General features: G+C 72.4%; 9 protein-coding genes, 3 tRNA genes and 1 pseudogene. 7 read left to right on the top strand and 6 right to left on the bottom strand.

From position 1 onward, the window contains the following. The first annotated feature begins 145 nt into the window (after positions 1 to 145). Positions 146 to 526: a CU044_2847 family protein gene (locus ACFQ9Z_RS05085; protein ID WP_383010829.1), complete on the top strand. Its 381-nt coding sequence runs from the start codon at positions 146 to 148 to the stop codon at positions 524 to 526. A 317-nt stretch (positions 527 to 843) separates the two neighbouring features. Then, complete coding sequence (locus tag ACFQ9Z_RS05080) at positions 844 to 1,881, top strand: rod shape-determining protein (protein WP_383010826.1); 1,038 nt, start codon at positions 844 to 846, stop codon at positions 1,879 to 1,881. Between the two features lie 34 nt (positions 1,882 to 1,915). On the opposite strand, the gene ACFQ9Z_RS05075 is transcribed toward ACFQ9Z_RS05080, so the two are convergent. Next, positions 1,916 to 2,860: an anti-sigma factor RsbA family regulatory protein gene (locus ACFQ9Z_RS05075; protein WP_383010823.1), complete on the bottom strand. Its 945-nt coding sequence runs from the start codon at positions 2,858 to 2,860 to the stop codon at positions 1,916 to 1,918. 210 nt (positions 2,861 to 3,070) lie between these two features. Here ACFQ9Z_RS05075 and ACFQ9Z_RS05070 point away from each other — a divergent pair, with 210 nt between their 5' ends. Then, positions 3,071 to 3,766: an ANTAR domain-containing protein gene (locus ACFQ9Z_RS05070; protein ID WP_383010820.1), complete on the top strand. Its 696-nt coding sequence runs from the start codon at positions 3,071 to 3,073 to the stop codon at positions 3,764 to 3,766. Positions 3,767 to 4,195: 429 nt separating this feature from the next. Here ACFQ9Z_RS05070 and ACFQ9Z_RS05065 read toward each other — a convergent pair. From ACFQ9Z_RS05065 to ACFQ9Z_RS05055, 3 genes are all read right to left on the bottom strand, one after another. Next, a tRNA-Ile gene (locus ACFQ9Z_RS05065) sits at positions 4,196 to 4,269 on the bottom strand. 176 nt (positions 4,270 to 4,445) lie between these two features. Then, positions 4,446 to 4,518, bottom strand: a tRNA-Asn gene (locus ACFQ9Z_RS05060). 6 nt (positions 4,519 to 4,524) lie between these two features. Beyond that, a tRNA-Asn gene (locus ACFQ9Z_RS05055) sits at positions 4,525 to 4,597 on the bottom strand. Positions 4,598 to 4,756: 159 nt separating this feature from the next. On the opposite strand from ACFQ9Z_RS05055, the gene ACFQ9Z_RS05050 reads away from it, so the two are divergent. The 4 genes from ACFQ9Z_RS05050 (at position 4,757) to ACFQ9Z_RS05035 (ending at position 10,391) form a co-directional block, all read left to right on the top strand. Next, positions 4,757 to 5,062 (top strand): YtxH domain-containing protein, encoded by a 306-nt coding sequence (locus ACFQ9Z_RS05050; RefSeq protein WP_383010817.1) that lies wholly within the window; start codon positions 4,757 to 4,759, stop codon positions 5,060 to 5,062. An 83-nt stretch (positions 5,063 to 5,145) separates the two neighbouring features. Continuing rightward, positions 5,146 to 6,600 (top strand): FGGY-family carbohydrate kinase, encoded by a 1,455-nt coding sequence (locus tag ACFQ9Z_RS05045; protein WP_383010813.1) that lies wholly within the window; start codon positions 5,146 to 5,148, stop codon positions 6,598 to 6,600. Positions 6,601 to 6,732: 132 nt separating this feature from the next. Continuing rightward, positions 6,733 to 8,466: an ABC transporter ATP-binding protein gene (locus ACFQ9Z_RS05040; protein WP_383010810.1), complete on the top strand. Its 1,734-nt coding sequence runs from the start codon at positions 6,733 to 6,735 to the stop codon at positions 8,464 to 8,466. After that, on the top strand, positions 8,466 to 10,391 hold the full coding sequence (locus ACFQ9Z_RS05035; RefSeq protein ID WP_383010807.1) for an ABC transporter ATP-binding protein: 1,926 nt from the start codon (positions 8,466 to 8,468) through the stop codon (positions 10,389 to 10,391). The genes ACFQ9Z_RS05040 and ACFQ9Z_RS05035 overlap by 1 nt, the downstream gene beginning before the upstream one ends. A gap of 38 nt (positions 10,392 to 10,429) precedes the next feature. Here ACFQ9Z_RS05035 and ACFQ9Z_RS05030 read toward each other — a convergent pair. Together ACFQ9Z_RS05030 and dnaG are read right to left on the bottom strand one after the other, a co-directional pair. Next, a pseudogene (locus ACFQ9Z_RS05030) lies at positions 10,430 to 11,627 on the bottom strand (RNA polymerase sigma factor). A gap of 234 nt (positions 11,628 to 11,861) precedes the next feature. Beyond that, positions 11,862 to 13,772: a DNA primase gene (gene dnaG, locus ACFQ9Z_RS05025; protein WP_383010804.1), complete on the bottom strand. Its 1,911-nt coding sequence runs from the start codon at positions 13,770 to 13,772 to the stop codon at positions 11,862 to 11,864. Positions 13,773 to 13,779: the final 7 nt, after the last annotated feature.

Below are 13,779 nucleotides of genomic sequence, written 5' to 3'. Positions count from 1 at the left end.
CGGTGTTGACCGTCCGTGGCGGAAAGGCGTCCTGGCGGCTTCCCGCCAGCGGGAGCGCGGACGAGCGGCGGAACCCGGGACACCGAGGGTGACCTTCCGTCACAATGAAGCCGTCCGAGGGGCGAGAGCACGGGGGCGGAACGCTATGGGCAGACTGCTGGAGTTCACCACGGAGGACGGCGCGGTCGTCGTCGTGGAGACCGCGGATCCGGCGACCGGCACCCGGCTGGTCTCGCGCGGCGAGAACCCCGCCGTACAGGCCGCACGCACCTTCGAGGGCACCCTGGACGGTGTGCGCGCCGCCGCCCAGTCCGCCCTGCGCGTCTTCCGCGACGGCTCGCTGCGGCCCGACTCCGTCGAGCTGGAGTTCGGCGTGAAGCTGACCGCGGAGGCCGGAGCGGTCATCGCCAAGGGCGCGGCGGAGGGACAGCTCGTGGTCCGGCTCGGCTGGAAGTCGGACACACCGTCCCCGCAGGCCCGTCCCGCGCCCGCCGCCGTCGTGCCGGAGCCCGCTTCCCGCTCATGAGGGGGCTGGCCCGGCACGCCCGGATCGAGTGCGCGGGCGCGGTGCTCGGCGTGGGTTTCGGTACGCGGGCATGGTCTTCGTCCACGTCGGCGCGGCGCCCCCGGAACGGGTTCACGCCCGCCCTGCCGGCGTGCGGGGAACTCCTCCCCCTGCTGCGCGCCGCGCGGACCCTCTGAACTGCGGCCCGGCGCCCGCCCCCCCGTTCAGCGGCACCCCGCCCGGCCCTCTCCCGCAGGCGCGCCGACGGTGTCCCCCGGAGGATGTGGGGGAAGCCGCCGTCCGGCCTCCAAGGCCCCGCGCACTCGGGAGGATCCGCCGTGACCGTCAGCCTGGAGCAGTTGCGCCGCTGTCACTTCGCCGTCGACCTGGGGGCCGCCCGTACCCGGGTCTATGTCAAGGGCGCCGGTCTCGTCGTCGACCAGCCGTCGGTCGCGGCCGTGAACACCCGGACGGGCGCGCTGATAGCGGTGGGCGAGTTCGCGGAGAAGATGACGGGCCGGACGCCGGGTTACATCAGGGTCGTGCGGCCCATCTCCGGTGGCACGGTCGTCGACATCGAGATGGCGCAGCGCATGCTGCGGCAACTGCTCGGCGAGAAGATGCGCCGTGCCCTGCGCCGCAAGCCCCGGCTGCGGGCGGCGGCCTGCACGCCGCACGACGCGGACCCGCTCGCCCAGCGGGCGACGATCGAGACGCTGGTCGGGCTGGGGGCGCGCCGGGTCGAGCTGGTGGACACGCTGATCGCCGCCGCGGTGGGGTGCGGGCTGCCGGTGGAGCTGCCCGAGGCGAGCATGATCATGGTGTGCGGGGCGGCGGCCACGCAGGTCGCCGTGCTCTCCCTCGGCTCGCTCGTCACCGCCGAGCGGGTCCCGGTCGGCGGTGAGGCCGTCGACCACGCGATCGTGCAGCACCTGCGGCTCGAACACCGGCTGCTGCTGCCCAGCCAGGCGGTACGGCCGCTGCAGCTCGCCCTGTCCGGCGACGGGCTCGGCGCGGACGGGCCGGCTCTGACGGAGATCCACGGGCGGGACGTGGTCACCGGGCTCGCGCGCAGTGTGCGGGTCGAGACGGCGGCCGTCCGCAGCGCCCTCCAGACCCCGCTGACGTCGATCCTGGACGGCATCGGCAAGGTGCTGCGCGAGTGCCCGCCCGACCTGGTGGCCGACCTCACCGACCGCGGGATCGTGATGGTCGGCGGCTCCGCCCTGCTGCCCGGCCTCGACCAGATGCTGCGTCAGGCCACCGGCGTCCCGGTGTACATCGCGGAACGGCCCGAGCTGTGCGCGGTCCAGGGCCTCGGCGCCATGCTGGAGGGCAACGTCGAACCCCTCGTGCTGAACCCGCGCGCCGCCTGAGCGGGAGCGGGCCGACGGGACGGCGGCGGACGCGCTACCGCGCGAGGTAGGCGCGGATCGTCGTGCCGGACTCCGCCGTGTACGTCCGGACCAGGTCCGACAGCAGGTTGACCAGGAGCAGTCCGCGGCCGCCGCTCCGGCCACGGACGGCGGGACGGCGGCCGGCCAGCGGATCGGTCAGCCTGCCCCGGTCCCGGACCTCCAGCAGCACGTGCCCGTCCTCGGCCCACACCGTGAGCACCCCCGTGCCCCCGCCGTGGACGACGCTGTTGGTGGTCAGCTCGGCGGTGATCAGGGACAGGTCCTGTACCCGCAGGCCGGTCAGACCGAGCCGGCGGCCGTGCTCGGTGACGAGGCGCCGGGCCCTGGAGAGGGCGCCGCCGCCGTAGGCGAGGGCGAGGACGGCGGGCCCGGGGACCGGTGGGAACGGCAGCGGCCGGTTGTAGCGGGCGACGACGCCCTCGGGGTCGTAGGCCTCGCTGGGGCGGGGTTCGGTGGCGCCCGGCGGTATGACGAAGGGGTGGTTGGCGTGGGCGTCGGCGAGTGCCCGCTCGCTCAGGCGCGCGCTGTCGTAGGGGCTCAGGACGGTCACCTCGCGGCCCCGGAACGCCGTGTTGACGAGCGCCTTGTGCTGGGCGCAGGCGGGGTACTCGGCGGCGCTGCGGTCCGCCCACACCGACTCGCCGACGATGCGCACGCGCCGGCCGGGCGGACGGCCGTCGGCGAAGGCGTGCAGCACGCCGGGGATGATCCGGCCGGGGTTGCGTCCGGCCTCCCGCATGTCCAGGCACCGCACGGCGCCCGCGTCGGCGCCCAGCGCGTCCCGGATCAGCCGCAGCTTCTCCCCGGGCACGGCGACCGCGACCGGCTCACCGGCGGCCAGGGCGCCGCGTACGAACGGCACGACGCCGCCGAGGTACTGCTCGGTGTCCGCGTAGAGGAGGGCGGGGTTCTCGAAGGGTCCCGGGGCGGCGGTCACGACGCCGCCGCCTCCGGACGCCGCACCGCCGCGGGCGGTGCGGCGGCGGCCGGCAGGGGCCGCGCCGGCTCCGGCACGCTCACGGCGTCCTGCGGCGGGACTGGAAACACGAGCCCAAGTATGCGCCCTGAGGCCGCCGAGCCGGTGTAGGGCCCGCGGCGCTGGGGCAGGCGAGTGGGCGAGCCAGGAGGATCGAAGCGGGGCGGAGACATGACCTCAGCGGCACGAGACCCGTACACCGGATGGCTGGACGCACTGGCCGTCGAGGGACGGACCGAACGTGACCGGGTTTTTCTCCGGGCGCGCGGGGAGCTGGTCCACGGCTGCGCGGCCACGACGGCGAGAGCCCTGGCCGCCCTCCCGGCGGACGTCGGCCGGGTCGAAGTGGACGTGGCGGACGTGTCCTTCATGGACACCTCGGGCCTGGGCTTCCTGGACGTGCTGGGCGAGTACGGGCGCCGGCGCGGCGTACCGGTCTCGGTCACGGGCTGGCGGGGCCAGCCGCGCCGGGTGCTGGAACTGGTGGGCCTGGACGACACCGACCCGCTGCCGCCCGCGCCGTTCGCCGGCTCGCCCGCCCGCAGCGCCTCCGCGGTGGCCCGTGAGCGGGCCGAGCAACTGCGGCTGCTGCGGGCGGAGATAGCGCAGCTGCGGCACGCGATCGACTCCCGCCCGGTGATCGACCAGGCGCGGGGCATCCTGATGGCCGCTCACTCCTGCACCTCGGAACAGGCCTGGGACATCCTGCGGGAGGCGTCCCAGCGCACCAACACCAAGCTGCGCGACGTGGCGGGCGCGCTCACCGCGAGCACGGCGCCCGACGGCCCGGCGCCGCCCGAGTCCCTGCGGGCCGCACTGCGCGCGGCGGTGGCCCGCCACCTGCCGCCGGCCCGCGAGGACCGGTGACGGGCCGGTAGGCGGCGCGGGCCGGTGACGGGCGTAGGCGGCGCGCGGGCCGGTGACGGCGCGCACGGCGGTCAGTACGGGAGGATGCGCCCGGAGGGCGTCCTGCGGTCGATCTCCTGCTCGCGCGGGGCGGCGGGCCGGCGAATGACACGTACCCGGATGCGACGGTCCATGACGCCCTCCTCCTGCCGGCGCGGCCCCCGCGGCGGCTCCCGGTTAGGAGGTCCGTGCCCAGCGCAGGGCATGTCCAAGCCAAAATGACCGCAACTCATGACCGTTCGAGGGCCGTCGGCCGAACGGCTTGACGAACACGGGCGATTCGTCCAGATCCCGGCGGCCCGGCAGGGTGGCGGATCCAGGCCGCGAAAAAAATCGGCGTCCTCGGCGTGGCGCCGGAAGGTGAGACGTTTCTGCGGGAGTAGTACTGAGTGGGGCGGGTGGGACTCGAACCCACGGCCGACGGATTATGAGTCCGCTGCTCTAACCGGCTGAGCTACCGCCCCATAGCGGCGTGTCGCGTACAAGTGTGCGCGCCGTCTGCCGCAGCATAGCCGCTCATACGATCTCCTGCTTCGGATGGTCGGCTTCCGCGCTGCTTCCTGACCTTGAGGACTTCACCAGGTCGGCGGCGGTTCCCAGGGACATGAAAAAGGACCCCGGAGGGTCCTCGTTCAACGCGCTCCCCCGACTGGACTCGAACCAGTAACCTGCCGGTTAACAGCCGGCTGCTCTGCCAATTGAGCTACGGAGGACCGAAGCTCCCCCGACTGGACTCGAACCAGTAACCTGCCGGTTAACAGCCGGCTGCTCTGCCAATTGAGCTACGGAGGATCGCCTCGTTGCATCGAACGCACCTACCTGGGTATTCGCCAGGGGGCGCGCGCTCGCTGCGACACATACATTAGCGCAAGCAGGGGGGTGCTCCGCCAATCGGTTCTCCCCGGCGTCGACGCCGCACCAGAGACCTCAGACACGGGAAGGGTGGCAGCCATGCGCTACCGGCTTACGTTCATCGCCGGAGTGGCCCTCGGTTACGTACTGGGCACCAGGGCCGGACGCGAGCGCTACGAGCAGCTGAAGAAAACGGCTCGCCGGTTCGCGGAGAATCCCGCCGTCCGGAACACCGCGGAGACGGCCGCCCAGCAGGGCCGCCAGTACGCGGGCAAGGCGTTCCACACGGTCAGCGACAAGGTGGGCGACCGCGTCCCGGCCTCGGTGGCCCAGCGCGTGCGCTCCCTGCGCGAGCGCAACGTGAACGGCACTCCCGAGGACGACTGGGGCACCAGCAACACGTGAGGCGCGGCCGCCGGTGACGCGCGCCGGCGGCCCCGCTCCTCCCACGGCCGAAGCAGGCGCCGCGATGCGGCAGAATTTTCGCCATGGGGATAGTCGCCGGCTTGGACAGCTCACCCGATTTCACGCGCATCGTGGTCTGCGACACGGACACCGGAGCCGTGCTCAGGCAGGGGTATGCCCCGCACCCGGTCGAGACGCCGGACGGCGGCGGGCGCCCGAGTGACGTGGACCCGCAGGCCTGGCTGCTCTCCCTGGGCGAGGCCGCGGGGGGCGGGCTGCTGGAGGGCGTGCAGGCCATCGGGGTCTCGGCGCAGCAGAACGCGCTGGTCCCGCTGGACGCCCAGGGCAACACCGTGCGGCCCGCCCTGGTCGGCGGGGACAAGCGGGCACAGGTCGCGGCGGCCGACCTGGCCGACGCGCTGGGCGGCCGGGAGGCCTGGGCCCAGGCCGTCGGATCCGTGCCGCAGGCCGCGCAGCCGGTGACCAAGCTGCGCTGGCTCGCCAGGAACGAGCCCGAGAACGCGCTGCGCACCGCCGTGCTGCTGCAGGCCCACGACTGGCTGGTCTGGCAGCTGCTCGGGCGGCCGGTGCGGCGGACCACCGACCGCGGCGGGGCATCCGGCACCGGGTACTGGTCGGCGGCCACCGGCGGCTACCGGCCCGACCTGGTCGAGCTGTCCCTGGGCCACCAGGCGATGCTGCCCGAGGTGATCGGCCCCTCGGACGCGGCCGGCACCACCCCGGAGGGGCTGCTGATCTCCGCCGGGACCGGGGAGACCATGGCCGCGGCCTTCGGGCTCGGCATCGGACTCGGGGACGCGGTCGTCTCCCTCGGGGCGTCCGGGTCCGTCATGGCCGTGCACCCGGAGGCGCTCGCCGACCAGTCCGGGATGATCACCTCCCTGGCCGACGCCACCGGCATGCACCTGCCGGTCGTCACCACCCTGAACGCCGTGCGCACCCTGCGCGGCACCGCCGAACTGCTCGGCCTGCCCGATCTGGAGAGCCTGTCCGACCTGGCGATGAAGTCGACGCCGGGCTCGCACGGGCTGGTGCTGCTGCCGTATCTGGAGGGTGAGCGGACACCGCACCTGCCGCACACCGCGGGCACGCTGGCCGGACTGCGGCGTGAGTCGATGAAGCCCGAGCACCTGGCGCGGGCCTCCTTCGAGGGGATGCTGTGCGGACTCGCCGACGCGCTGGACGTGCTGCGCGGGCGGGGCGTCGAGGTACGGCGTGTCTTCCTGCTCGGCGCGGCCGCGGAGCTGCCCGCCGTGCAGGCCGCGGCGCCGTCGCTGTTCGGCGCGCAGGTCGTCGTGCCGCAGCCCGCCGACTACGCGGCGATCGGCGCGGCCCGGCAGGCCGCCTGGGCGCTCGGCGTGTCGCAGGGATCGCTCGACCCGCGCACCCCGCCGGCCTGGCACGGCGCGGCGGCGCAGGTGCTGGAGCCGGGTGAGGAACTGGCCGTGGGTCAGGCGGTGCGGCAGCAGTTCGTCTCGGTACGGGAGCAGACGCACCCCGGGGCGTTTCGCCCCTGATCCGCCCGTGAACCCCGCCGAGCGAGAGCACCCCGATGGGTTAATCGGTTGAGGTAACGCGGGTGGAGTGTCCGACGATAGGGGCGAAGGGCACATCGACCAGCCCCTGTCGCCGACTCCGAGAGACGTAGCGTGCTCATACGACTTCTGCGGACCTATCTCAGGCCCTACAAGAAACCCATAGCGTTCCTGGTGCTGCTGCAGTTCCTGCAGACCTGCGCCACCCTCTACCTGCCCACGCTCAACGCCGACATCATCGACAAGGGTGTCGTGAAGGGTGACACGGACTACATCCTGTCCTTCGGCGCCCTGATGATCGGCATCTCCCTGGCCCAGGTCGTGTGCAACATCGGCGCCGTGTACTTCGGCGCCCGCACGGCCTCCGCGCTCGGCCGGGACGTGCGCGGCGCGGTCTTCGACCGGGTCCAGTCGTTCTCCGCGCGTGAGGTGGGTCACTTCGGCGCGCCCTCGCTCATCACCCGTACGACGAACGACGTGCAGCAGGTCCAGATGCTCGTCCTGATGTCGTTCACCCTGATGGTGTCGGCGCCCATCATGTGCGTCGGCGGGATCGTGCTGGCGCTCGGCCTGGACGTGCCGCTGTCCGCGGTGCTCGTCGCCGTCGTCCCCGTGCTCGGCATCTCCGTGACGCTGATCGTGCGCCGGCTGCGGCCGCTGTTCCGGTCCATGCAGACGCGCCTGGACACGGTGAACCGGGTGCTGCGCGAGCAGATCACCGGCAACCGGGTGATCCGCGCCTTCGTCCGGGACGAGTACGAGCAGGGCCGGTTCGGGAAGGCGAACGGGGACCTGACCGAGATGCAGCTCGCCACCGGCCGGATGCTCGCGCTGATGTTCCCCATCGTCATGACGGTGGTGAACGTGTCGTCCATCGCGGTGGTCTGGTTCGGCGCCCACCGCATCGACAGCGGCGGGATGCAGATCGGCGACCTGACGGCGTTCCTCGCCTACCTGATGCAGATCGTCATGTCCGTGATGATGGCCACCTTCATGTTCATGATGGTGCCGCGCGCCGAGGTGTGCGCCGAGCGCATCGAGGAGGTCCTGGGGACCGACTCGAGCGTGGTGCCGCCGGTCGCCTCGGTGACCGAGCTGCGCCGGCACGGGCATCTGGAGATCCGGGGCGCGGGCTTCCGCTATCCGGGTGCCGAGGAGCCGGTGCTGAAGTCCATCGAGGTGACCGCCCGGCCGGGCGAGACGACCGCCGTGATCGGTTCGACCGGCAGCGGCAAGTCGACGCTGCTCGGCCTGGTGCCGCGGCTGTTCGACGCCACCGAGGGCGAGGTCCTCGTGGACGGCGTGGACGTCCGGGACGTCGACCCCCCGCTGCTCGCCCGGACCGTCGGGCTGGTGCCGCAGAAGCCGTACCTGTTCGCCGGGACGGTCGCGACCAACCTGCGCTACGGCAATCCGGACGCCACCGACGAGGAGCTGTGGCACGCGCTGGAGGTCGCGCAGGCCAAGGACTTCGTGAGGGCGCTGGAGGGCGGGCTCGACGCGCCGATCGCGCAGGGCGGCACCAACGTCTCGGGCGGTCAGCGGCAGCGGCTCGCCATCGCCCGCACGCTGGTGCAGCGCCCGGAGATCTACCTCTTCGACGACTCCTTCTCCGCGCTGGACTACGCCACCGACGCGGCGCTGCGCTCCGCGCTCGGCCGCGAGACCGCCGAGGCGACCGTGGTGATCGTCGCCCAGCGGGTGGCCACCATCCGGGACGCGGACCGGATCATCGTGCTGGACGAGGGACGGGTGGTCGGCGCCGGCCGCCACCACGAGCTGATGGCGACCAACGAGACCTACCGGGAGATCGTGCTCTCCCAGCTGACGGAAGCGGAGGCCGCCTGATGGCCGGGCCCATGGGACGCATGATGGCTGGCGGTCCCGACCAGCGCTCGATGGACTTCAAGGGCTCGGGCAAACGGCTGGTCGCCCAGTTCAGGCCCGAACGGGCCACCATATTCACGCTGCTGGTGTGCGTGGTCGTCAGCGTGACCCTGAGCGTGCTCGGCCCGAAGATCCTGGGCCGGGCCACCGACCTGGTCTTCGCCGGCATCGTGGGGCGGCAGATGCCGGCGGGGGCCACCAAGGAGCAGGTGCTCCAGTCGATGCGCGAGCGCGGCCAGGGCCAGATCGCGGACATGCTCAAGGGCACCGACTTCACCCCCGGCCAGGGCATCGACTTCAGCGCCGTCGGGCATGTGCTGCTGCTCGCGCTCGGCACCTTCCTGGCCGCCGGTCTGCTGATGGCGGTCGCCACCCGGCTGGTGAACCGGGCCGTGAACCGCACCATGTACCGGCTGCGCGAGTCCGTGCAGGCGAAGCTGTCGCGGCTGCCGCTGTCGTACTTCGACAAGCGCCAGCGCGGTGAGGTGCTCTCCCGGGCCACCAACGACATCGACAACATCGGGCAGACGCTGCAGCAGTCGATGGGCCAGCTCATCAACGCGGTGCTGACCATCATCGGCGTGCTGGTGATGATGTTCTACGTCTCCTGGCTGCTGGCGCTGGTCGCACTGGTGACCGTTCCGCTGTCGTTCGTGGTCGCCACCCGGGTCGGCAAGCGGTCGCAGCCGCACTTCGTGCAGCAGTGGCGCACCACCGGCAAGCTGAACGCGCACGTCGAGGAGATGTACACCGGGCACACCCTGGTGAAGGTGTTCGGCCGGCAGGAGGAGTCGGCGAAGCAGTTCGCCGAGCAGAACGAGGCGCTGTACGAGGCCGCGTTCCGGGCGCAGTTCAACAGCGGCGTCATGCAGCCGCTGATGATGTTCGTGTCGAACCTGAACTACGTGCTGGTGGCGGTGGTCGGCGGCCTCCGGGTCGCGTCGGGCGCGCTGTCCATCGGTGACGTGCAGGCCTTCATCCAGTACTCGCGGCAGTTCTCGATGCCGCTGACGCAGGTCGCCTCGATGGCGAACCTGGTGCAGTCGGGCGTCGCGTCGGCGGAGCGGGTCTTCGAACTCCTGGACGCGGAGGAGCAGGAGGCGGACCCGGTGCCGGGCGTGCGGCCCGAGGAACTGCGCGGACGGGTGTGCCTGGAGCACGTCTCGTTCCGCTACGACCCGGAGAAGCCGCTGATCGAGGATCTGTCGCTGCCGGTGGAGCCCGGGCAGACGGTGGCGATCGTCGGTCCGACCGGCGCGGGCAAGACCACGCTGGTCAACCTGCTGATGCGGTTCTACGACGTCTCCGCCGGGCACATCACCCTGGACGGGGTGGACGTGCGGCGGATGTCCCGGGACGAACTGCGCGCCGGCATCGGCATGGTGCTGCAGGACACCTGGCTGTTCGGCGGCACCATCGCGGACAACATCGCCTACGGCGCCGCGCGCGACGTCACCCGCGGCGAGATCGAGGAGGCGGCCAGGGCGGCCCACGCGGACCGGTTCATCCGCACCCTGCCCGACGGCTACGACACCGTGATCGACGACGAGGGATCCGGGGTCAGCGCCGGTGAGAAGCAGCTCATCACCATCGCGCGGGCGTTCCTGTCCGACCCGGTGATCCTGGTGCTGGACGAGGCCACGAGTTCCGTGGACACCCGTACCGAGGTGCTGATCCAGAAGGCGATGGCCAAACTCGCGCACGGGCGGACGTCGTTCGTCATCGCGCACCGGCTGTCGACGATCCGGGACGCCGACACCATCCTGGTGATGGAGAACGGCTCGATCGTCGAACAGGGCGCGCACACCGAGCTGCTGGCGGCGGGCGGGGCGTACGCCCGGCTGTACCAGGCGCAGTTCGCGCAGGCCGTGGCCGAGGTGGACTGATCCCGGCGGGGGCCGCCCGCACCGGTGGGCGGCCCCGGTCAGTCCAGGTAGCCCCGCAGCTGGTCCGCGAAGGTGTGGTCGCGGAGCTTGTTGAGGGTCTTGGACTCGATCTGCCGTATCCGCTCCCGGGTCACGCCGAACAGGCGCCCGATCTCCTCCAGGGTGCGGGGGCGGCCGTCGGCCAGGCCGTAGCGGAGCTGGACGACCTTGCGCTCGCGTTCGCCGAGGGTGGAGAGCACGGCCTCCAGATGCTCCCGGAGCAGCAGGAAGGCGGCCGATTCCACGGGGCTCGCGGCGTCGCCGTCCTCGATGAGGTCGCCGAGGGCCACCTCGTCCTCCTCGCCGACCGGGGCGTGCAGGGACACCGGCTCCTGGGCGAGCCGCAGCACCTCGCGGACCCGCTCGGGCGGCAGGTCGAGCTGGGCGGCGACCTCTTCGGGGGCCGGCTCGTAGCCGCGTTCCTGCAGCATCCGGCGCTGGACGCGGACGACCCGGTTGATCAGTTCCACCACGTGCACGGGCACCCGGATGGTGCGGGCCTGGTCGGCCAGGGCGCGGGACATGGCCTGCCGGATCCACCAGGTGGCGTAGGTGGAGAACTTGTAGCCGCGGGCGTAGTCGAACTTCTCCACGGCCCGGATCAGTCCGAGGTTGCCCTCCTGCACCAGGTCGAGCATGGTCAGGCCGCGGCCGACGTACCGCTTCGCCACGGACACCACGAGCCGCAGGTTGGCCTCGATGAGGCGGCGCTTGGCCATCCGGCCCATGACGACCAGCCGGTCCAGGTCGTGCGCGAGCCGGCTGTCCAGGTCGGGGGTGCTGCTCAGCTTCTCCTCGGCGAACAGCCCGGCCTCCACCTTCCGGGCGAGGTCGACCTCCTCGGCGGCGGTGAGCAGCGGGATGCGGCCGATCTCGCGCAGGTACTGGCGGAACAGGTCCGCCGACGGTCCGCCGGTCTCGGCCCGCGCGGCGAACGCCGGCACGGGCCCGACGGGCTCGGGCGCCTCCTCCGGCTCCTCGGCCAGCGCTTCGGCGGGCGGTTCCACCGGCTCACCGGTGTCCTGGCCCGTCCCGGGGTGGCCGGAAGCGCGGCTCTGCGGGGGGACGGCCACGAGGACTCCGGACTCCGCGCCGGGCTCGTCGGCCGTCGCGCCGGCGCTGCTGTCGGTCTGGGTGAGGGTCTGGGTCTGCACGGGGGCGACCTCCAGGATGATCGCTGCGCGGAGGGTGCGGCAGCGGTACTTCGGGAGCGGAGAGTCGACGGCATGCGCTCCTGGGGCTGGCACCGCCGGACGCGGGCGCCGCACCCAGTGTGGGGTACGACACATCGCTGTCACGAGGGTCGTGCGGTGACTTTTTGCGTCCGGTCCGTGACGCGGTGGTGACCCGGCCCGCCGGACTATGCGCCCGGCAACCGCGGACGGTGGCGCCGGTGATGCCGCGGGAGGCCGCGTGGAGAGGGCAGGTCCCTCACAGCGCCTGCGCGCCCCGTTCCCGCAGGTTCCGGTCGTACTGCTGGAGGACCCACATCTCGTTCTGCACGGCGGCCAGTTGGGCCGGGTCGCCACCGGTGGACAGACGGGTGAGCTGTGACTGGATGTCACGGATGCGGCGCTCCACGGCCCGGCGGCGGATCTGCACCAGCACCGTGCCGGCGTACGCCTCGTCCACCGTGCGGCGCAGGATCGGCTCCACGGCCAGTTCGGTGACCGTCGCGCGGACGGTGTCGTCGGGCGCGGCGTCCCGGACCCGGACCAGGTACTCCTGTCCGTCCTCGACGCCGTACTCGGCGCCGCCAGCCTCCGCGATGGTCCGGCGTACGGCGGCGTAGGGCGGTGCGGTGAACTCGTCGACGCCGTACGCGTCGAAGGCCGGGGAGACCAGGTCGGGCCGCTGGAGGGCGAGTTTGAGCAGTTCGCGCTCGGCGGCGTAGACCGGGTTGCGCAGGGTGAGGGCCGGGCCGGACGGGGCCGCGGTGCGGGGTCCGGACTCCCACTGCTGCCGCGGGCCGCGGGACTGCTGCTGCGGGGCCCCCTTGCCGCCGCGTTCGCGGGCCCAGCGGGCGAGCTGGGCGACCCGCTTGACCACGAACTGGGTGTCGAGGATGCCGAGCATCCCGGCCAGTTCGACGGCCACCTCGTGCTGGGCGCCGCTGTTCTTGATGCGGGCGACGACCGGGGCGGCCTCGTCCAGGGCGGCGGCCCGGCCGGCCGGGGTGTCCAGGTCGTAGCGGGCGACGATCTGGCGCAGCGCGAACTCGAACAGCGGTGTGCGCGGTTCGGCCAGGTCGGCGACGGCCTCGTCGCCCTTGGCCAGGCGCAGCTCGCAGGGGTCCATGCCGTCGGGGGCGATGGCGATGTAGGTCTCGGCGGCGAACTTCTGGTCGTCCTCGAAGGCGCGCAGGGCCGCCTTCTGGCCGGCCGCGTCGCCGTCGAAGGTGAAGATCACCCGGGCCGAGCCGTTGTCCATCAGGAGTCGGCGGAGGATCTTGATGTGGTCGCCGCCGAACGCGGTGCCGCAGGTGGCGATGGCCGTGGTGACCCCGGCCAGGTGGCAGGCCATGACGTCGGTGTAGCCCTCGACCACGACGGCCCGGCTGGTCTTGGCGATGTGCTGCTTGGCCAGGTCGATGCCGTACAGGACCTGGGACTTCTTGTAGATCGCCGTATCGGGGGTGTTCAGGTACTTCGGCCCGTTGTCCGCCTCGTACAGCTTGCGGGCGCCGAAGCCGACGACCTCGCCGCCGATGTCCCGGATGGGCCACATCAGACGGCCCCGGAACCGGTCGATGGGGCCGCGGCGGCCCTCCTGGGAGAGGCCGGACAGGATCAGTTCCTTGTCGGTGAAGCCCTTGCCGCGCAGATAGCGGGTGAGGTGGTCCCAGCCCTGGGGGCTGTAGCCCACGCCGAAGTGGACGGCGGCGGCCTGGTCGAAGCCGCGCTCGGCGAGGAAGACCCGGCCGGCCTCGGCCTCGGCGCCGCCGGCGAGCTGCTCGGCGTACCACTGGGCGGCGATCTTGTGCGCCTCGACCAGGCGGATGCGCTCGCCGCGCTGGTGGGCGGGGTTGTATCCGCCCTCCTCGTAGCGCAGGGTGATGCCGGCCTGGGCGGCGAGCCGCTCCACCGCCTCGGAGAAGGAGAGGTGGTCCACCTTCATGACGAAGGTGATGGTGTCGCCGCCCTCCTGGCAGCCGAAGCAGTGGAAGAGGCCCTTGCTCGGGCTGACCTGGAAGGACGGCGACTTCTCGTCGTGGAAGGGGCAGAGTCCCTTGAGGTTGCCGCCACCGGCGTTGCGCAGCTGGAGGTACTCGGAGACCACGGCGTCGATCGGGACCGCGTCCCGTACCGCCTTCACGTCCTCGTCGTTGATCCGTCCTGCCACGATGCGA

The organism is Streptomyces sp. NPDC056580 (genome assembly GCF_042793175.1).
Lineage (GTDB): Bacteria > Actinomycetota > Actinomycetes > Streptomycetales > Streptomycetaceae > Streptomyces.
This window is presented reverse-complemented; position numbering and strand designations above follow the sequence as displayed.